Here is an 18,731-nt window from a genome sequence, read left to right as displayed (position 1 = left end):
AAATCGAAAAGTCTACGTCTTACCTCAAATTGCGTAGCAATCAAGTCTTACGTCATTTCATTAATTTTAGCCCTGATTCCTTTTCGCTTAAAGCGAAAAAAACCACCTCGTTTCCAAGGTGGCTGTATAAAGAATTGCATCTACTGTTCCTCTTTCTTCACAAAGAGATGGATCGTAGTGAAACGTTATTTTGAAAAATGGCGTACCTGTGCATTCAAAATAGCTAGTATAAAAACCCATATATTCCCTCTCCTTTGAAGGAGAGGGCTAGGGTCAGGATATTACCCATCAAAACGATACTGTCCGTTTTCTTCTAGGTCGGCAGCAATTTGATTACGTAAAGCGATCACGTTCGGGTGATTTTGATATTTGGTAAAACGCTTTAATCCCATGAGCATCATACGTTGTTCATCGCCTTCAGCGAAAGAAACAATCGCTTCCTTAGCTTTGGTTTGGATGATGTCTACCGCGTTAAATAAATATAATTGACACATCGCAATCTGTGTTGCTTGTGACTCCACACCAAAACGTTTTGAGTTTTTCTCCGTACGTAAGATCGCACTTTCTGCCATATAGATTTCAATCAAAATATCGGCAGCACTCATTAATAACTGTTGGTGCTCTTCGAGTTGTGGTCCGTATTTTTGAACCGCAGCGCCAGACACCATTAAGAATACTTTCTTCAATTTAGCAAGTAGTGCTTTTTCTTCAGAAAGCGTCTCAGAATAATCAGGTGTTTCAAACGAAGGAATTCCTACCAATTCTTCTCCCACCGCTGTTGCAGGGCCTAAGAAGTCAATATGACCTTTCATCGCTTTCTTAACCAACATTCCTACAGAAAGCATACGGTTAATCTCGTTGGTTCCTTCATAAATCCGAGCAATACGTGCATCACGCCAAGCAGATTCCATAGGCGTATCGGCACTAAAGCCCATTCCTCCAAAAATCTGAATCCCTTCATCCGTCGTTTGCTGTACATCTTCGGACACCGCTACTTTTAAGATCGAACACTCAATCGCATATTCTTCCACGCCTTTTAGTTCGGCTTCTTGATGGCTGTTTCCAGCTGCTTCACGCATAGCGATGCGGTCTTCTATATTTTTAGCCGCACGATACGATGCAGATTCGTCAACATACACATTGGTTGCCATAAGTGCCAACTTCGCTTTAATCGCGCCAAAATCAATGATACGCGTTTTAAACTGAATCCGGTCTTTAGCATATTTTATAGACTCATCTATGATACGACGTTGTGCATCTAGACAAGCAGCAGCCAATTTAATACGACCCACATTTAAGGCGTTCATCGCAATTTTAAAACCATTCCCACGCTCAGAAAGCATATTTTCTACGGGTACCACCGTATCGTTAAAAAATACCTGACGGGTAGAGGAGGAGTGAATTCCGAGTTTCTTCTCTTCATCTCCCATAGAGATTCCGTTGCTAGCATCATTTTCTACGATAAAACCTGTAATGTTTTTATCATCCTCAATACGTGCAAACACAATAAACATGTTACAAAAACCTGCATTCGAAATCCACATTTTCTGTCCAGAGATTTTATAACTCTTTCCATCTTCCGAAATCACCGCTTTCGTCTTTCCAGAATTGGCATCAGATCCTGCACCTGGTTCTGTCAAACAATACGCCCCAAACCATTCACCTGTCGCCAATCTTGGCACATATTTTTTCTTTTGCGCTTCGTTTCCATACAAGGTAATAGGCATGGTACCAATGCCTGTGTGTGCACCAAATGCGGTACTAAAAGATCCGGTTGCTCCAGAAATATAATCACATACTAACATCGTCGATACAAAGCCCATTCCAAGACCGTCATACGCTTCTGGTACAGCCACCCCTAGTAACCCTAGATCTCCTGCCTTACGCATACACGCCTCTGTAAACGCATAATCTTTTTGTTCAAAACGTTCCCAATGTGCCCAGATCTCACGATCTACAAACTCTTTGGTACTGTCACGCATCATTTTTTGTTCTTCTGTGATGTCTTCAAGGGTAAATACATCTTCACATGCCGTTTCCTTCACAAGGAACTGCCCGCCACGTAGGATTTCTTTTTCTGTTGTTTCTGTGCTCATCTTCTTCTGTTTATTTATAGGATTATAGAGCATAGAAAATAGAGAATAGACTTTACCAATAGGTGTCTTAATTATCTATAAGTTATGCTTTACTATTTATATTATTTATTATTCTATTTATATGCTTTCGCGAAAGCTTACTTTGTTTTATAAGAGTTTAGAGCATAGAATATAGAGAATAGATGCTATCTAAGTAGCTCTAAATAATCTATAGGTTATGCCTTCATATTCTTCATTTATATTATTTTTCCGCTTTACTGCCTACTGGCAGGCAGGCGCGAAAATTCACTTCGTTTATACAAAATAGAGTAGTACTCTATTTCTTGTTACGCACTAGTTTTACTGCATTTTTGAGACTTTAGAATATTTAAAATAGAGTAATACTCTATTTTAAAAGTACGGATTTGTCTATTTTCTATGCTCTAATATCTATATTCTCAAAAGCCGCAGGCTTTACTTAAGGAACTCATAAATCCCAGCTGCTCCTTGTCCAGTTCCCACACACATCGTGACCATTCCGTATTTACCAGACATATCACGCTTACGCATCTCATCAAACAATTGTACCGATAATTTACCACCTGTACATCCTAATGGGTGCCCTAAAGCAATGGCTCCTCCATTTACATTAACGATATCAGGATTCAGGTCTAACTCACGAATTACCGCCAACGACTGCGAAGCAAAAGCTTCGTTTAATTCAATCAGCTCAATATCTTTTTGTTGTAATCCAGCTTGCTTTAAGGCTTTTGGCACTGCCGCGACAGGACCAATTCCCATGATACGTGGTGGTACACCAGCCGCTGCATAGTTCACCATACGTGCGATAGGTTCTAGGTTTAATTCTTTGACCATCTCTTCACTCATCACAAGAACAAACGCAGCACCATCACTCATTTGTGAAGAGTTACCCGCGGTAACACTTCCACCAGCAGCAAATACAGGGCGTAATTTATTCAATACCTCAATGCTGGTTCCAGCACGTGGGCCTTCGTCTTTGGTTACCGTATATTTTTTGGTCGCTTTCTTTCCGTTTTCGTCTATATAGGTCTGCTCGACCTCAATCGGTACGATTTGATCTTGAAAACGGTTCTCGGCTTGTGCTATTAAAGCTTTCATGTGTGAGTTATAGGCAAACTCATCTTGGTCTTCACGAGAGACGTTGTACTCATTAGCCACTGCTTCTGCGGTATTTCCCATGCCCCAGTAATAGTCTTCGTGCCCTGATTTTACGATATCGTAGTTTAATTCAGGTTTATATCCTGTCATCGGTACCGAACTCATAGACTCAGCGCCGCCAGCGATAATGCAGCTCGCCATTCCTGATTGGATTTTGGCAACCGCCATTCCGATGGTTTCAATTCCCGACGAACAAAAACGGTTCACAGTTACGCCAGGTACGTCAATGATGTCTAATCCCATTAAGGAAATCAAACGTGCCATATTGAGCCCTTGTGAGCCTTCTGGCATGGCATTTCCTACAATCACATCGTCGATGCGTTTTTTATCAAAGTTGGGTAGCTCATTCATCATGTATTGAATGGTTTCTGCTGCCAACTCATCTGCTCGCTTAAAGCGAAATACTCCTTTTGGTGCTTTCCCTACGGCGGTACGGTAGGCTTTTACTATATATGCTGTTTTCATAAATCTTCGATTTAGACTTAAGACTTACTTCGCTACGCTCGTTGACGTAGGACGTAAGACTAAAGTGCTTCCATAAAGCGGGTAATCATACCCTGAATAGATTGTATTTTCTTTTCTAATTTTTTAAATATCTCTTCAGAAATATATTCGATTTCAAAAGCTATAATTAATTGTGTCTCCCACTCAAATGTACTTCCTAATGCGGTTTCTAAATATTGCTTAAAATGCTTATCGGTTCCTTTTGCAGTTCCTTCAGCAATGTTTGAAGAAATAGAAACGGCACATCTTTGTAATTGACTTGATAAACCATACATTTCTGACTTCGGGAACTCTTTAGTTAAACTATACGTTTTTTTTGCAAGTTCGATACCTTCGCGCCAGATATTTAGTTTTCTAAAATTATGCCTTGCAGCCATGTTTACGATTTATTGTTGCTATTTATTTTAATAAGAGTCTTACGTCTTCTCAAATTGACATAGGACTAACTCGCTTTGCTCGTTGACTTAGGACGTAAGACTTAATTTTTATTCTTTAATAATTATTAACCTCAATCTTATGTCAGGGCTTTAGCCCTTGTCTTACATCAGATTGCGCAGCAATCAAGTCTTACGTCTTTTTATTCCTGACTCTTGTTTCTTTAACCGTTTTCGCGAAAGCGAAATTGTAACAATTTAGTCTTACGTCCTACGTCAGATTGCGCAGCAATCAAGTCCTACGTCATTTTCGCGAAAGCGAAAAAAGCCTAATTACGAAGCGGTTTCCCTCGTTTCAACATATGCTCAATACGCTCCAATGTTTTACGCTCTGTGGTTAAGGAAAGGAAGGCTTCGCGTTCCAGATCCAGTAAGTATTGTTCTGATACTTTCGTAGGTTCAGAAAGGTCTCCTCCTGCCATCACATAGGCGAGTTTATTGGCTATTTTCTTATCGTGTTCTGAGATATAGTGACTGGCTTCCATACTGTCGGTTCCTACTAAGAACATCCCTAAGGCTTGCTTTCCTAAGACTAGAACATCATTGCGCATTACAGGTTGTGTATAGCCTGCATCTGCCATGAGTTGAGCGTGTGCTTTTGCGGTAGCAATCTGACGGTCTTTATTCACAACCACAATATCTTTTCCTTTTTGTAAGATGCCTGTATCAAAGGCTTCATACGCAGAGGTCGATACTTTTGCCATTCCAATAGTCAGGAAGTGGTCTTGCAATACATTGAGTTCTACATCGCCTTTTTGGAAGGTATCTGAGGCGCGTAACGCCATTTCTTTAGATCCTCCACCACCAGGAATTACACCGACACCAAACTCTACCAGTCCGATATAGGTTTCGGCAGCAGCGACTACTTTGTCTGCGTGTAGTGATAACTCACATCCACCTCCTAAGGTCATACCGTGCGCGGCAGAAACGGTTGGAATGGCTGAGTAACGCATACGCATCATGGTGTCTTGGAAATATTTGATCGCCATATTGAGCTCGTCATATTCTTGCTCTACTGCCATCATAAAAATCATCCCAATATTAGCACCTACAGAAAAGTTGGCGCCTTGGTTTCCTACAACGAGTCCAGCAAAATCTTGCTCCGCAAGATCAATGGCTTTATTGATTCCGGCGAGTACGTCACCACCAATGGTGTTCATCTTACTACGGAATTCTAGATTTAAGATGCCGTCGCCTAAGTCTTGTACAGAAACGCCTGAGTTTTTAAAGACTTCCGTTTGTTTTCTGATATTGTCCAAAATGATAAAAGCATCTTGTCCTGGTACTTTGGTTTGCGTTTTAGAAGGGATATCATAAAAATGAGTAGCGCCTTCTTTTACGGTGTAGAAAGACGTACTTCCAGAAGCGATCATATCGGTAACCCAAGAGGCAACTTCAAGTCCTTCGGCTTTCATAAGTTCAATTCCTTTTTCGACACCGATAGCATCCCAAATTTGGAAAGGGCCGTGTTCCCAACCAAAACCTGCTTTCATGGCGTCGTCTATTTTATAGAGCTCATCCGTGATTTCTGGGATTCGGTTTTGTACATAGGCAAATAGGTGTGCAAACGACTTGCGATAGAATTCGCCAGCGTTGTCTTTTCCGCCTACGAGTACTTTAAAACGATCGGCTACATTGTCGATGGTTTTTGTTAACTCAAGAGTTGCAAACTTAGCGCGTTTAGCTTGACGGTATTCTAAGGTATCTAAGTCTAGCGAAAGGATTTCTGTTTTCCCTTCGTCATTTTTTGTTTTCTTATAGAATCCTTGTCCGGTTTTTGATCCTAGCCATTTGTTTTCCATCATGGTTTTGATGAAATCTGGTAAGGCAAACAACGCTCTACGTTCGTCTTTAGGACAGTTTTCTGCAATTCCGTTGGCTACGTGTACTAAGGTATCAAGTCCTACAACATCTACCGTACGGAAGGTCGCCGACTTCGGGCGTCCGATGACAGGACCTGTGAGTTTATCTACTTCTTCTATGGTGAGTCCCATTTCTTTTACGGTATGGAAAAGACTCATAATAGAGAAGATTCCGATACGGTTTCCGATAAAGGCGGGAGTGTCTTTGGCAACCACCGAGGTTTTCCCTAGGTATTGTTCTCCGTAATTGTTTAAGAAATCTAACACGCTCTGATCGGTCTTGGGACCTGGAATGATCTCGAATAACTTTAAGTAACGTGCAGGGTTAAAGAAGTGTGTTCCGCAGAAATGCTTTTGGAAGTCTTCGCTTCTACCTTCACTCATAAAGTGAATAGGAATTCCAGAGGTGTTTGAGGTAATAAGCGTTCCTGGTGTACGGTGCTTTTCTAAGTTTTCAAAAACTTGTTGTTTGATATCTAGACGTTCTACGACGACTTCGATGATCCAATCGACGTCTTTTACTTTGGCGATATCGTCTTCAAGGTTTCCTGTAGTGATTCTTTTCGCGAAAGCGGGATGATAAATAGGAGAGGGTTTGCTTTTTAAAGCGGCAGTTAATGAGTCGTTAACCATGCGGTTGCGCACGACTTTATCCTCTAAGGTGAGTCCTGTTGCTTTCTCTTTTTCGTTTAGTTCGCGAGGGACGATGTCCAGAAGGAGTACATCCACACCAATGTTTGCAAAATGGCAAGCGATGCCACTTCCCATAATTCCGCTACCAATGACGGCGACTTTTCTTATTATACGTTTTGCCATTATTTATGTATGGTTTCTTCTTGATTAAATATTCTCTTATTTTGTACTAGGTCATTTATGGTTTCTATTACTTTATAAAAACCGTTGATTTCTTCTTCAGACACGTGTTCGAGTATGGTATTATTAAACTGAAGTACGTGTTCTTTTGCGTATTGACGTTTTAGCTTTCCTTCATCCGTAAGATGTATGAGGACGCTTCTACCATCGGCTGGATTGGGTCTACGATCAATAAGGTTTTTTTCTTCCATCGCTTTTAAGGTGCGTGATAGGGAAGTTGCTTCCATTCCCATACGAGGTCCTAGTGCTGTAGAAGGGGTTCCTTCTTCTGGGTCTATGCTTAACAAGGCGAAGGCATGTGCCATGGTTCCGTCGTATTTGGATGCTTGTTCGTTATACATTTTTATAACTGCTTGCCAAGTATATCGCAAACAAAAATCGATGGTTTTGTCTCTCATTAGGGATGATTTGGTTCGAAATCGTTGTAAATATACATAAAAATACTATGCGCGCATAGTAAAATAAAGATAAATTTCACAAAAAGCTACCATTGCAGCTCAGGTAAAAGACATCACATGGAGGATTTGTGATATTTTTTACAGTTTATGGTGATTATATGTTATTGGAATATGTAGTAATGTAGCGAAGTAGGAGTAGACGGTTGGAAGATGTTGGGGGAGAAGTGGGATATTTGTTTTGGAAAAGTATAAAGTAAAATGTCAAGAGAAGGTTGTTTCTTCTCTTGACATAGGTGTATTGTTGGTTCATTTTATGCACCGTCCGGGCATCCTTGTGGAAGGGCACAACACCAATCTGTTGACGGATCTGCACTGAATTCGCATTTTCTAGGTTTAGCACCTCCTCCGTTTACACGAAGTAATTGCTCTTTTGTTATCGCTTTTCCTAATGTTGAAATTGTTTTTAACATATTTAAATCTTTTAATGATGAATTACTACTATAAACATTTTGAGACACTTATAGTTTGTGTCTTACTATTATTTAAAGAAATAGATTTGTTTATAAGAATGCAATAGTCATTACAAAAGTGTTGGTATGTTTTTCAAATTTGCAGGTGTTGATAGGGTTTTATTCTTTAAAATACACTAGAAGCGTTTTGCTTTGGGTATATACGCTTTCGCGAAAGCATATAAAGAATCATCTACTATAATGATCTCGATTATCATAAAAAAGAGGCTATCTGCTATGATAACCTCTTGATAAAAATAGTATACTTACCTATTAGTTAGCACAGCATACACAATGTCCATATATTGGATGTGGGTAGTATCCTTGATTACAAGGTCCTCCCTCATTGATATAAGGATTATTACAAGTGTCTTCTTCGAACCGTCCTCCGTTTACTTCTCTTTGGGTTTCTTTACTAAGTGTTTGTCCTAGGTTTTTGATTTTTTTTAACATGATAGATTTTTTAAATGATTTATAAGAACTGCAATCATTTTAAGATACTTGCAGCTTGTATCTTTTTAGATTTTTTGATGAACCATTAATATATTCTGCATTCTTCGCTACCAGTATAATCGCTTGGACATGGAACGCATACACCTCCTAACGACGCACAGGTTGTAGGACATGACGGACGACAACCACTTCCTATAAAAGGGCGTCCTGATCCTTGAATTGTTTTTAGTTCTAAATTTGTTAATGTTTTACCTAGGTTTACAATTTTTTTGAGCATGATACATGGTTTTTAAATTAGCAATAATGATTTGATATATAAAGACTTATATGCTACAATTTAAAAATTAATTGTATAGATTATAAAAAAACAATGTTAATATAATTTATTGATTAACAATTGGTTATGATTTTACATAAAAAGCAGAATAACTACTAACACTTTTCATGATAAAAAGGGGTAGTTGATTATACTATAGGTGTTTACGTGATTTTAGTGTATTTTTTTAAGTGCTTCTTGTTCGCTCAAGGGCGAAAGACATTTTGCAGAGACAAAAGTGATTACCGCTTTTAATTTTGTTTTATTATATTCTTAACATCAAAAATGCATTCCGAATTGTCATATAAATCTTCATTTTTACTACCTGTGTATGATTTGCGACAGCTTTGAGTTGAGTTATGAGATTTTTGGTGAAGTTTATGTGTTTTGTATAGTTTATACTCTATGATTTCTTTTTAAAAATATCCAGCACCCAACACTCAGCTCATCTTATCGAAGTAGTATAATTTTTAGTCTACAAACTTGTCTTCGACAGGCTCAGACTGACAATTTTCAGCATCCAGCATCCGATAACTAACTTGTCTTCGACAGGCTCAGACTGACAATTCCCAGCATCCAGCATCCGGCAACTAATTTGTCTTCGACAGGCTCAGACTGACAATTTTCAGCATCCAACACTCAGTTCATCTTATCAAAGTAGTATAATTTTTAGTCTATAAACTTGTCTTCTACAGGCTAAGACTGACAATATCTAAAACCCAATCGCCGTATCATCCCCACGGCGGTCAGCTCCTCCTTCTAGTGTGCCATCAGGTAGCACTAAGATTCCATCTACTTTTCCAATCACGGGAGAGGCTTCTTCATTAGGGACGTAGCCTTTACTTTTTAAGCTTTGAAGAAGTTGAGCATCAAAGCTGTTTGGTTCAAACATCACGATGTCTGGTAACCATTGATGATGAAAACGTGGCGCATTCACAGCTTCCTGCATTCCCATGTCAAATTCGTGTACGTTTAAAATCGTTTGTAATACAGAAGTAATAATTGTAGAACCTCCTGGCGTTCCAACGGTCATCCAGAATTTACCATCTTTTTCTACGAGTGTTGGCGTCATACTTGAAAGCATTCGTTTGCCAGGTCTGATTTCGTTCGCTTTAGCGCCAATAAGTCCAAACATATTAGGCACACCAGCTTTTGATGAGAAATCATCCATTTCGTTATTTAAAAAGAAACCAAGTTCATCTACATATAATTTAGAACCAAAAGCACCATTTAAGGTAGTGGTTACTGCAATCGCATTTCCAAATTGATCGACGATCGAGTAGTGGGTGGTTTCCATACTTTCATAACCAGGTAATTCGCCATAATTGACGTCACTAGAAGGTGTTGCTTTGTCCCAAGAGAAGCTATCCATTCTGTTGGTACTATACGCATCGGAAATTAAGGTATCGATAGGAATATCAACAAAATCAGGATCGCCGAGATAAAAACTACGATCGGCATAGGCACGGCGTTCTGCTTCGGTAATCACCTGAATGGTTTTTTCTGAGTTATGTCCGTATTCTGAGAGATCATACGGCTCTACCATCTGCATAATTTGAGCAAGGCATACGCCACCGCTAGACGGCGGACTCATGGAAATAATTTTTAGATTATCATATTCAAAAGTGACGGGCGTACGCCACTGTGCTTGGTATGCTTTTAAATCCTCTACGGTCATAATACCTCCTTTGGCTTGTAGATAATCAACCATTTTTTGACCAGTTTCGCCGCCGTAAAATTCGGCTTTACCGTTTGCGATAATGCGTTCTAGGGTTTCGGCGAGTGCTGGGTTTTTTACGGTTTCCGCTTTCGCGAAAGCGGTACTATACAGCATCGTACTATCTTCATTCACACGGTTAAAGATTTCGCTATACTTTTCAAAACGTTTCGCCTGATTCTCGGTGACTACATATCCGTTTCTAGCTAAATCAACGACAGGTTGTAGCAACTTTTCGATAGGCATCGTGCCAAATTTCTCGTGGGCAGCAAAAATACCAGAGATTGTTCCTGGAACGCCTACTGCCATGGCTCCTTCTGTACTTAGATCAGGAATCACATTGCCTTCTTCATCCAGATACATATCTCTACTTGCTGCATTAGGCGCTTTTTCTCTATAGTCAAGAGCGCCAACATCTCCGTTTGCGGTACGATAAACCATAAAGCCGCCACCTCCTAAATTTCCTGCATACGGATAGGTAACGGCAAGTGCCATTTCTGTAGCGACCATTGCGTCAAAGGCATTTCCGCCTTGTTCCATAATCATAGCGCCTATTTTGGAGGCTTCTTCACGCGCCGAAACCACCATGGCTTTTTGCGTAATGAGTCCGCGTTGAATGGTTCTCTTTTCTTGAGGAGCTTCGGTTTTACAACTTGTGATAAGGAATAGAAGCGTGCAAAGGGAGGCGATGGTGTATTTCATAATTTAAAGTGAATGATTTATGTTGCTTCACTTTTTAAAAATAGGGATTCTTACGAAGATGGAAAAATATTATTGTAATAACACTAAAAAGCCGATATTCTCTGTTTCGGAATATCAGCTTTTACTAGTGTATGATACTGATTTTTTAATTTGCGCACGGAGAGTTTACGGATAACTCACACATACCTCCGCAAAGAGGCGTTGGGTACCAATTTCCTCCACAAAGTTCACAATCTTCTTGTGTTGAAGGAAAGTTAGTTCCTCCTCCCATAATTGATTTTTGCGCTTTCTTTTCTAGTTGCTGAACTCCGTTTAGATTCAAAATGTTCTTTAGCATAATTATATAGATTATAAAGTGAATATGCCCTGATCCTTTGAGACATTCAGGGGTATGTCTATCCTTGCAAGAATAATTTTTTAGTGTATTGAAAAATAACGTATTACATGTGTAAAGGTACATTTTTATGTAGTGAAATAGAGGTCTTTAAAACAAATGCTTACACTTTTCAATGTATTTAACATGTTGATAATCAGTATTTTTATGTTTTAGGTTGTTTTTCGTTATACATCACAAAAAAAGCAGTCTGAACAGGCACCACACCATTCAGACTGCTTATATAACCTCTTTTTATAGAGGGTATTTGTAGTTGTTTAGAAACTAGAGGCTTGCTGTACCAAGTCTCTAAATTGTGCTTTAAAGTTATATGGATCTGCAAGAGAGGTATTATCTAACCAATTGATTACTTGATTGTATGAACTTGTTCCTTTGTATTGCGAGTCACGTAACAACATCGAAAAAGAGGCGACACTTGCTGTAAATTGCATAAAATCGGATGCTTGTGAGAACGAATTTCCTTCGTCAAATATATCTAATGATACAGGAATACTGAGATCTTCACTTGGATTTTTATATCTAAAATCAATTGTTAAGGCTTTTTCGCTTAGGTTTTGATTGGATTGTGGTACAATTTCATAGATTGCTGTGATGTTTTGATTGGCTCCAATTTCTCCAGCATCTTCTTCATCGTCTTCAAAATCTTCATTGTCTAGTACTCTGTTTTCATAGCCTATTAATCGGTAGGCAAGGATGTTTTCAGGGTTGAATTGAACTTGTACTTTGACGTCTTTGGCTACGGTAAAAAACTTGCTAAAATCATAAATAAAGACTTTACGTAGTTGGTCAATCGTATCTATATATTCGTAGGTACCATTCCCATTGTTTGCAATTTGCTCTAAAGCAGCATCATTTAAGTTCCCTCTTCCTACGCCTAAAACGGTTAAGAAAATTCCGAAGTCTCTTTTTTCTTCGATCAATGTGATAAGATCTTCTGTACTTGAAGGACCTACATTAAAGTCACCATCGGTACCAATAATGATTCTGTTGTTTCCACCATCTATAAAATTTTCTTGTGCGATCTCATAAGCAGTAATAATGCCTTCTGCTCCCGCAGTACTTCCTCCAGAACCCAAACTGTTGATAGCGTCTTTGATCGTTTGTTTTTGATCTCCTGAGGTAGATGGTAATACGAGTCCTGCGCTTCCAGCATAGGTGACAATAGCAACACGATCTTGCTCGGTAAGTTCATCTACAAAAAGATTAAACCCATTTTTAAGGAGTTCTAGTTTGTCTTCACTGGACATAGAGCCAGATACGTCTATTAAGAAAACAAAATTGGAGGCTGGTAATTCCGCTTCAGGAATAGGTTTTCCTTTGATACCGATGCGAACGAGTTTATTGTCTGTATTCCACGGACAGGTACTTACTTCTCCGTTTAAATCTATCGGGTGTGTCGTGTCTGTATAGTCATAATCAAGATCAAAGTAATTGATGAGTTCCTCCGTACGCACTGCATTTGCAGGCGGTAATTGCTGACTTTCTTGTATAAAACGTCTTACATTGGCATACGATGCACCATCTGCATCTATCGAAAACGTTGATGTCGCTTCATCGACAGTATTGATAAATGGGTTTTCTACGATCTCACCGTAGTTGTCTCCAAAGAGTTGAGCGCCGCCAAAATCCTCTGTCACAGAGTTGTTTGTAAAAGACTCATCTGCTTCTGTACAGCTAATGATACAACATACGGATAGGAATAAGATAGATAGATAGTTTTTCATAGTGATGTGTTTTATATCTACTAGAGTGTAAAATCATCAAATGGTTGTGTCTGGTTATGTTAATTTATTGTAATGAATAGATTTCTGGGTGCTGGATGCTGGATGCTGGATGCTGGATGCTGGATGTGAGAAGCAGGAAGCTTTTTTGAGAGAAGAGAAAAAAGAAGAAAGAAAAGAGAGTTTTTGCTGGGTGCTGGAAGTAATATACTAAAAGTGAAAAGTGAATGCTAAAAAATCTCCATAGTTAACAAGGTCTATGTTCTATTGTCTATATTCTATCAGCGAAGCGGTCTTTTTTTTTGAATTTGTGATTTGGAATTTATCTTATGCTGTGTTGGGATGCTAAAAAATCTGCATATTTAACAAGGTCTATATTCTATGATCTATATTCTATCAGCGAAGCGGTCTCTTTTTGAATTTGTAATTTGGAGTTTGGAATTTACTTTTTTTGGGTGCGGGATGCGGGATTCTAAAAAATATCCATAGTTAACAAGGTCTATATTCTATCAGCGAAGCGGTCTCTTTTTTGATTTGTGATTTGGAATTTACTTTTTTTGGGTGCGGGATGCGGGATTCTAAAAAATATCCATAGTTAACAAGGTCTATGTTCTATTGTCTATATTCTATCAGCGAAGCGGTCTCTTTTTTGAACTTGTGATTTGGAATTTACTTTTTGCTTTCGCGAAAGCGCACTCTTATAAATAAACTAAGCCATAGTGTCTAGTCTTTGCTGTGGTCGAAATAATTAAAATGTATTATTCTTAAATAATCAATAACTAAGTAACCATTCCTACTTTAATTATAATTCTTCCATTTTTAGAGCTACAAAAGCGCGTAATTCTTCAAAGAAAGCGGTAAACTCTTTTTCAAATGCCTCATAGTGTTCTTTTAAATCTTGGATAGCCTCATCCATAGGAACTCTATTTTTAGTACGGATATTCATATTGTAAAGTACTGTCTCAATACCTTCTAGCGTTGCATAACTGAGTAACCAGTTTTGCTTCATCATAGGGATCATCATTTTTTGAATACGAGGGGTGAGAAGTTCATAATGATCTATTAACAGTTTGTAAAAATCGGCGACATATTCTTCGAGAGGTTGCTCGTGATAGTTTTTCCAATTTTTGGCTAAAAAATGATCATATAGAATATCCACGATCACACCGCTGTAATGACCATATTTGGAATGTAGTCTCTTGGTACTTTGTTTGGTAATAGGATGACTATCGGTATAGCTATCAATCCACCGATGAATCAGAATCCCTTTTTGAATCGCTTCGGGGTAATTTAAATACTTTTTCCCTTTGATGCCGTCTGCCATAAAATTGCCTATGGTCACCATATCGTCGGCTTCAGAAAGGTATATGTGCGCTAGAAAATTCATAAAGCAACAAGGTACTATTTGAGAGGCAATAACACCTAAAAACAAGCGATAAATTTTAAGAATAAAATGTATTTTTTTCGCTAGTTTGATAGATTTTATATACGCTTTCGCGAAAGCGAACACCGTCTTCCCATCATCAAATCATTACTATTTTTAAACAAGCGTGTAAAGTAGTTCTCTTTTCTTATTTTTGCATCCCCCAAACAGCATATTAATAAAAACCTACATTAATGACTTTAATTAAATCAATTTCTGGGATACGAGGAACCATAGGCGGTGCTACAGGCGATAACTTAACGCCTATCGACGCGGTAAAATTTGCAGCAGCATACGGCGCATGGCTTAAAAACGATCGCAATAAAGAAACCTATCGGGTAGTGGTGGGGCGTGATGCTCGTATTTCGGGTGCTATGATTCAAGAATTAGTTATGAATACGCTTATTGGAATGGGAATTCACGTGATAGACTTAGGGCTTTCTACAACGCCTACTGTTGAAATTGCAGTTCCAATGGAGCATGCCGATGGAGGGATTATTTTGACAGCTTCTCATAATCCGAAGCAATGGAATGCACTTAAATTATTAAATAGTAAAGGAGAGTTTTTAAATGGTATTGAAGGAGAGAAAATCTTACAATATGCCGAAAATCAAAATTTCTTATTTGCTGAGGTAGATGATCTTGGAAAAATCACCAAAAATGATGCGTATATCGATTTGCATATTGATGAAGTGCTTGATTTAGACTTAGTCGATGTAGACGCGATTAAAGCGGCTAAATTTAAAGTAGTCGTAGATGGCGTGAACTCCACAGGAGGGATTGCTATTCCTAGATTGTTAGATAGGCTAGGGGTGATTCCCGTAGAATTATATTGCGAACCTAATGGTCAGTTTCCACATAATCCAGAACCTCTAAAAGAGCATCTAGGGGATATTTGTAAATTGGTCGTCAAAGAAAAAGCTGATTTTGGAATCGTCGTCGATCCTGATGTAGATCGTCTGGCTTTTATAGATGAAACGGGAGAAATGTTTGGCGAAGAGTATACGCTTGTTGCTTGTGCAGATTATGTGTTGAGTGAAACCAAAGGAAACACCGTATCCAATTTATCTTCATCTCGTGCGCTTAGAGACATTACCCGTAAACACGGCGGTACATATCACGCAAGTGCTGTAGGCGAAGTCAATGTTGTACAGTTAATGAAAGATACTAACGCTGTGATAGGAGGTGAAGGAAACGGTGGCATCATTTATCCAGCTTCTCACTACGGACGTGACAGTCTGGTAGGAACAGCCTTATTTTTAACGCACCTTGCCAAAGGAACGATGACCGTAAGCGAACTGAAAGCGAGCTATCCTCAATATTTTATGAGTAAACAAAAAATTCAATTGACACCAGAACTTGATGTAGATGCATTATTGGATGCAATGGCTAAGAAGTATGCAAATGAGGATATCAGTACAATAGATGGCGTGAAAATAGATTTTGAGCATCATTGGGTGCATTTACGTAAGTCGAATACAGAACCTATTATTCGTATTTATACAGAAGCTGGAACGCAAGAAGAGGCAACTCGTGTCGCCGATGCGATGATTGAAGATATTAAAGAAGTCGCTGGTTTGTAAGAATTAAGACCAGCATTTAAATTTAAGAGACCGTCTAAAAGTTGTTTAGATGGTCTTTTTTGGTTATTCAGGAATTGAGTTATCTGTTATTGTTATGGTTGTGGTCGTGGTGAGTATGTAAATTATGCTTGTGTGGTAACAGCTCTAGAGTTTATAAATTGTTTGTAATCTTAAGTAGTTAAACTGTTTTAGTAGTACTATTCAACTCCTTTCCGAGTACATTTGTATCATTATTAAAATGATATAAAAACAGGAAACTATGAATATTACATTAGCACAAGCTGAAAAAATGATTTCAGTAGCAAAAGAAAAATCGATAGCAATAGAGACAAAAATGAATATTGCTATTGTAGATGCAGGAGCAAATTTAGTAGCATTTAGTCGTATGGACGGTGCTTGGTTAGGGTCACTGGATATCGCTATTAAAAAAGCTAAAACAGCTCGTTATTTTGATATGAATACTGGGCTTATTGGAGATTTATCTCAGCCAGGTGGAGCTTTATACAATATTGAGCATTCAAACAACGGACTTATTACATTTCCAGGAGGTGTGCCCATTAAAAATGCTTCAGGCGAAATTATAGGCGCTATCGGGGTAAGTGGAAGTTCTGTTGAAAACGATCACGCTGTTGCAGAAGCTGGAGCGGCAGCTATCTAAATACTATATAGTGTGTCGTTCTAAAAATTGATGTACTATTTGTAGGACGACACATTAATAATACCTTAATTCACTTTCTCTTCACCAGCAGCCGATTCTTGTTTTCGTCCAAGGAGTTTAAAACGTTTGTGCGTCCATAAGTAATATGCTGGAGCTTCTCGTATTTGGGAATCTAACGCTTTCGCGAAAGCGTCTGTAATCTTATAATCTGGAATCTCCGTAGGATTTGCTGCTAACTCAATAAAAGTACCTTCATAATGACCTCGTTTTGTCTTTTTGACTTTAAGATAGAGAATAGGAAGATCAAGCTCTTTTGAAATACGTTCTACCCCTGTAAAGAAGGGTAATTCGTGTCCTAAAAATTGGGTCCAATAATGTGACTTGGCTAATCTTGGGGATTGATCTGCAACAAAGCCATACATAGAGACAATTCCTTCTTTTTTTTGTTGTGTCATGTGTTTGGCAGCAAACCTATTAGCAATCAGTTTTGTATTCCATCGTCCTCGGATACGGCGTGCCAAAGCATCAAAATAAGGATTTTTGATTTTTTTATAAATGCCGTGGCCTGTGTTTTTTACGTGCAGTTGTATGGCAAAAGACCATTCATAACTGGCATAATGTCCTAACAGTACAATGGCACTTTTTCCTCTTGTTTCATACTCTTGGACAAGTTCCATATTGGTGTAGGTCATTCTAGCATGAAGCTGCTCTTTTGAGATACTCATGGTTTTGATCATCTCTATAAATAAATCACATAAGTGATGATAGAATTTTTTTTCTATTTGCTTTAATTCTAAAGATGATTTTTCTGGAAATGCCGTTCTAAGGTTATAGCGAACGGTTGTTTTGCGATATCCTATAATGCGATATACAAGAATATAGACCAAGTCAGAAAGCACGTATAATACGCTGAATGGTAATTTTGATAACATCCAAAGTACGGGATAGATAAGCCAATAAGCGATCGCTTGCATTTAGGAAAATTGTTATAATTCAATAACACAAATATAGGTATCTTTACTGCGTAATTAATAATAAAATATGGCGGGTTTACATCCAGTGACAATAGCGATTATAGCTATTAATGTGCTCTTTTCAATGAAGGGCTTTAGTGATTATAGTTTTAAAAATAAATATCTATTTCAAATAGGTGCTATCCGAAGAGGAGAACAGATACGTATGATATCTTCTGCTTTTTTACACGCAAATCCTCAGCATCTTTTTGTGAATATGCTTACGTTATACTTCTTTGCAAATCCAGTAATCTATCAGTTAGGTGTTTTTCAATTTGTGATCGTGTATATAGGAAGTTTAATTATAGGGAATTTGCTTTCTTATTTCTTTCATAAAGATGAGTATCATTATTCGGCACTTGGGGCTAGTGGTGCTGTGTCTGGGGTATTATATGCAGCCATTTTATTAAATCCCGATATGATGTTAGGGTTATTTTTTATTATTCCGATGCCAGCGTATGTTTTTGGAATCGGATATCTTTTGTATTCCATTTATGGAATGCGGGCTCAAAATGATAATATTGGGCATGATGCGCATTTTGGAGGCGCAGTAGGAGGGTATCTTATTACCTTATTTATGATGCCTTCTTTATTGCAAACCAATCTCTTAATGGTTATTTTGTTAGCCATTCCTATTGTTATCTTATTTGTAATGATTAAATTAGGTAAAATTTAATATCCATTTATTTACTATGAAACTACTACGTCTATTTATACTATTATGTACTATGAGTCTTACTGCACAAACACAAAACACAGAACCGCTTGTTAACGTCACTGGAAAAGGCGTTGTAAAAGTAACCCCAGATCAAGTGGATATTAAAGTACGTGTAGAAAGTGAAGGAAAAGATGCCGTAGCTGTAAAAAGAGAAAATGATGCTTCTATTAATGCTGTT

At 38.3% G+C, this 18,731-nt stretch carries 16 protein-coding genes; 4 read left to right on the top strand and 12 right to left on the bottom strand.

From position 1 onward, the window contains the following. Nucleotides 1-281 precede the first annotated feature (281 nt). From Q0505_RS08980 to Q0505_RS08930, 11 genes are all read right to left on the bottom strand, one after another. Entirely contained in the window at nt 282-2,096 is a 1,815-nt protein-coding gene (locus tag Q0505_RS08980; RefSeq protein ID WP_299211682.1) for an acyl-CoA dehydrogenase family protein, read from the bottom strand. Between the two features lie 453 nt (nt 2,097-2,549). Next, entirely contained in the window at nt 2,550-3,740 is a 1,191-nt protein-coding gene (locus Q0505_RS08975) for an acetyl-CoA C-acyltransferase (protein ID WP_299211680.1), read from the bottom strand. 59 nt (nt 3,741-3,799) lie between these two features. After that, complete coding sequence (locus Q0505_RS08970) at nt 3,800-4,156, bottom strand: four helix bundle protein (RefSeq protein ID WP_299211678.1); 357 nt, start codon at nt 4,154-4,156, stop codon at nt 3,800-3,802. 326 nt (nt 4,157-4,482) lie between these two features. Continuing rightward, complete coding sequence (locus tag Q0505_RS08965; RefSeq protein ID WP_299211675.1) at nt 4,483-6,891, bottom strand: 3-hydroxyacyl-CoA dehydrogenase/enoyl-CoA hydratase family protein; 2,409 nt, start codon at nt 6,889-6,891, stop codon at nt 4,483-4,485. Continuing rightward, complete coding sequence (locus tag Q0505_RS08960) at nt 6,891-7,346, bottom strand: MarR family transcriptional regulator (protein ID WP_299211672.1); 456 nt, start codon at nt 7,344-7,346, stop codon at nt 6,891-6,893. The genes Q0505_RS08965 and Q0505_RS08960 overlap by 1 nt, the downstream gene beginning before the upstream one ends. 311 nt (nt 7,347-7,657) lie before the next feature. Further along, nucleotides 7,658-7,816, bottom strand: a complete 159-nt coding sequence (locus Q0505_RS08955; RefSeq protein ID WP_299211669.1) for a hypothetical protein — start codon at nt 7,814-7,816, stop codon at nt 7,658-7,660. Between the two features lie 312 nt (nt 7,817-8,128). Continuing rightward, nucleotides 8,129-8,308: a hypothetical protein gene (locus Q0505_RS08950; RefSeq protein ID WP_299211666.1), complete on the bottom strand. Its 180-nt coding sequence runs from the start codon at nt 8,306-8,308 to the stop codon at nt 8,129-8,131. Nucleotides 8,309-9,336: 1,028 nt separating this feature from the next. Next, nucleotides 9,337-11,043, bottom strand: coding sequence for a gamma-glutamyltransferase (ggt, locus tag Q0505_RS08945; protein ID WP_299211663.1), 1,707 nt, complete (start codon nt 11,041-11,043; stop codon nt 9,337-9,339). A gap of 145 nt (nt 11,044-11,188) precedes the next feature. Continuing rightward, nucleotides 11,189-11,380: a hypothetical protein gene (locus Q0505_RS08940; protein WP_299211660.1), complete on the bottom strand. Its 192-nt coding sequence runs from the start codon at nt 11,378-11,380 to the stop codon at nt 11,189-11,191. A gap of 314 nt (nt 11,381-11,694) precedes the next feature. Next, nucleotides 11,695-13,161: a VWA domain-containing protein gene (locus Q0505_RS08935; protein ID WP_299211657.1), complete on the bottom strand. Its 1,467-nt coding sequence runs from the start codon at nt 13,159-13,161 to the stop codon at nt 11,695-11,697. A 799-nt stretch (nt 13,162-13,960) separates the two neighbouring features. Beyond that, entirely contained in the window at nt 13,961-14,545 is a 585-nt protein-coding gene (locus Q0505_RS08930; RefSeq protein WP_299211654.1) for an acyl carrier protein phosphodiesterase, read from the bottom strand. A gap of 230 nt (nt 14,546-14,775) precedes the next feature. Here Q0505_RS08930 and glmM point away from each other — a divergent pair, with 230 nt between their 5' ends. After that, the gene (glmM, locus tag Q0505_RS08925; protein WP_299211651.1) at nt 14,776-16,164 is read left to right on the top strand and encodes a phosphoglucosamine mutase; all 1,389 of its coding nucleotides are present in this window, start codon (nt 14,776-14,778) and stop codon (nt 16,162-16,164) included. Between the two features lie 259 nt (nt 16,165-16,423). After that, entirely contained in the window at nt 16,424-16,822 is a 399-nt protein-coding gene (locus Q0505_RS08920; RefSeq protein ID WP_299211648.1) for a heme-binding protein, read from the top strand. Nucleotides 16,823-16,887: 65 nt separating this feature from the next. On the opposite strand, the gene Q0505_RS08915 is transcribed toward Q0505_RS08920, so the two are convergent. Beyond that, nucleotides 16,888-17,796: a lysophospholipid acyltransferase family protein gene (locus Q0505_RS08915; protein WP_299211645.1), complete on the bottom strand. Its 909-nt coding sequence runs from the start codon at nt 17,794-17,796 to the stop codon at nt 16,888-16,890. A 67-nt stretch (nt 17,797-17,863) separates the two neighbouring features. On the opposite strand from Q0505_RS08915, the gene Q0505_RS08910 reads away from it, so the two are divergent. After that, a complete protein-coding gene (locus Q0505_RS08910) occupies nt 17,864-18,511 on the top strand; it encodes a rhomboid family intramembrane serine protease (protein ID WP_299211642.1) in 648 nt (215 codons plus the stop codon). A 16-nt stretch (nt 18,512-18,527) separates the two neighbouring features. After that, nucleotides 18,528-18,731 (top strand): SIMPL domain-containing protein (locus Q0505_RS08905; RefSeq protein ID WP_366519386.1); only part of this gene is annotated, 204 nt, incomplete at its 3' end.

This window comes from uncultured Dokdonia sp., assembly GCF_937910895.1.
In the GTDB taxonomy this organism is placed as follows: Bacteria; Bacteroidota; Bacteroidia; order Flavobacteriales; family Flavobacteriaceae; genus Dokdonia.
Note: the sequence above shows the minus strand (reverse complement) of the source record. Positions and strands in the feature narration are given on the sequence as shown.

What these genes read in the sequence shown, in the direction of transcription:
- Q0505_RS08975 (WP_299211680.1), bottom strand. Translation starts at nt 3,740, where the DNA reads ATGAAAACAGCATATATAGTAAAAGCCTACCGTACCGCCGTAGGGAAA.
- ggt (WP_299211663.1), bottom strand. Translation starts at nt 11,043, where the DNA reads ATGAAATACACCATCGCCTCCCTTTGCACGCTTCTATTCCTTATCACA.
- Q0505_RS08915 (WP_299211645.1), bottom strand. Translation starts at nt 17,796, where the DNA reads ATGCAAGCGATCGCTTATTGGCTTATCTATCCCGTACTTTGGATGTTA.
- Q0505_RS08910 (WP_299211642.1), top strand. Translation starts at nt 17,864, where the DNA reads ATGGCGGGTTTACATCCAGTGACAATAGCGATTATAGCTATTAATGTG.
- Q0505_RS08955 (WP_299211669.1), bottom strand. Translation starts at nt 7,816, where the DNA reads ATGTTAAAAACAATTTCAACATTAGGAAAAGCGATAACAAAAGAGCAA.
- Q0505_RS08935 (WP_299211657.1), bottom strand. Translation starts at nt 13,161, where the DNA reads ATGAAAAACTATCTATCTATCTTATTCCTATCCGTATGTTGTATCATT.
- Q0505_RS08960 (WP_299211672.1), bottom strand. Translation starts at nt 7,346, where the DNA reads ATGAGAGACAAAACCATCGATTTTTGTTTGCGATATACTTGGCAAGCA.
- Q0505_RS08930 (WP_299211654.1), bottom strand. Translation starts at nt 14,545, where the DNA reads ATGAATTTTCTAGCGCACATATACCTTTCTGAAGCCGACGATATGGTG.
- Q0505_RS08920 (WP_299211648.1), top strand. Translation starts at nt 16,424, where the DNA reads ATGAATATTACATTAGCACAAGCTGAAAAAATGATTTCAGTAGCAAAA.
- glmM (WP_299211651.1), top strand. Translation starts at nt 14,776, where the DNA reads ATGACTTTAATTAAATCAATTTCTGGGATACGAGGAACCATAGGCGGT.
- Q0505_RS08940 (WP_299211660.1), bottom strand. Translation starts at nt 11,380, where the DNA reads ATGCTAAAGAACATTTTGAATCTAAACGGAGTTCAGCAACTAGAAAAG.
- Q0505_RS08980 (WP_299211682.1), bottom strand. Translation starts at nt 2,096, where the DNA reads ATGAGCACAGAAACAACAGAAAAAGAAATCCTACGTGGCGGGCAGTTC.
- Q0505_RS08965 (WP_299211675.1), bottom strand. Translation starts at nt 6,891, where the DNA reads ATGGCAAAACGTATAATAAGAAAAGTCGCCGTCATTGGTAGCGGAATT.
- Q0505_RS08950 (WP_299211666.1), bottom strand. Translation starts at nt 8,308, where the DNA reads ATGTTAAAAAAAATCAAAAACCTAGGACAAACACTTAGTAAAGAAACC.
- Q0505_RS08970 (WP_299211678.1), bottom strand. Translation starts at nt 4,156, where the DNA reads ATGGCTGCAAGGCATAATTTTAGAAAACTAAATATCTGGCGCGAAGGT.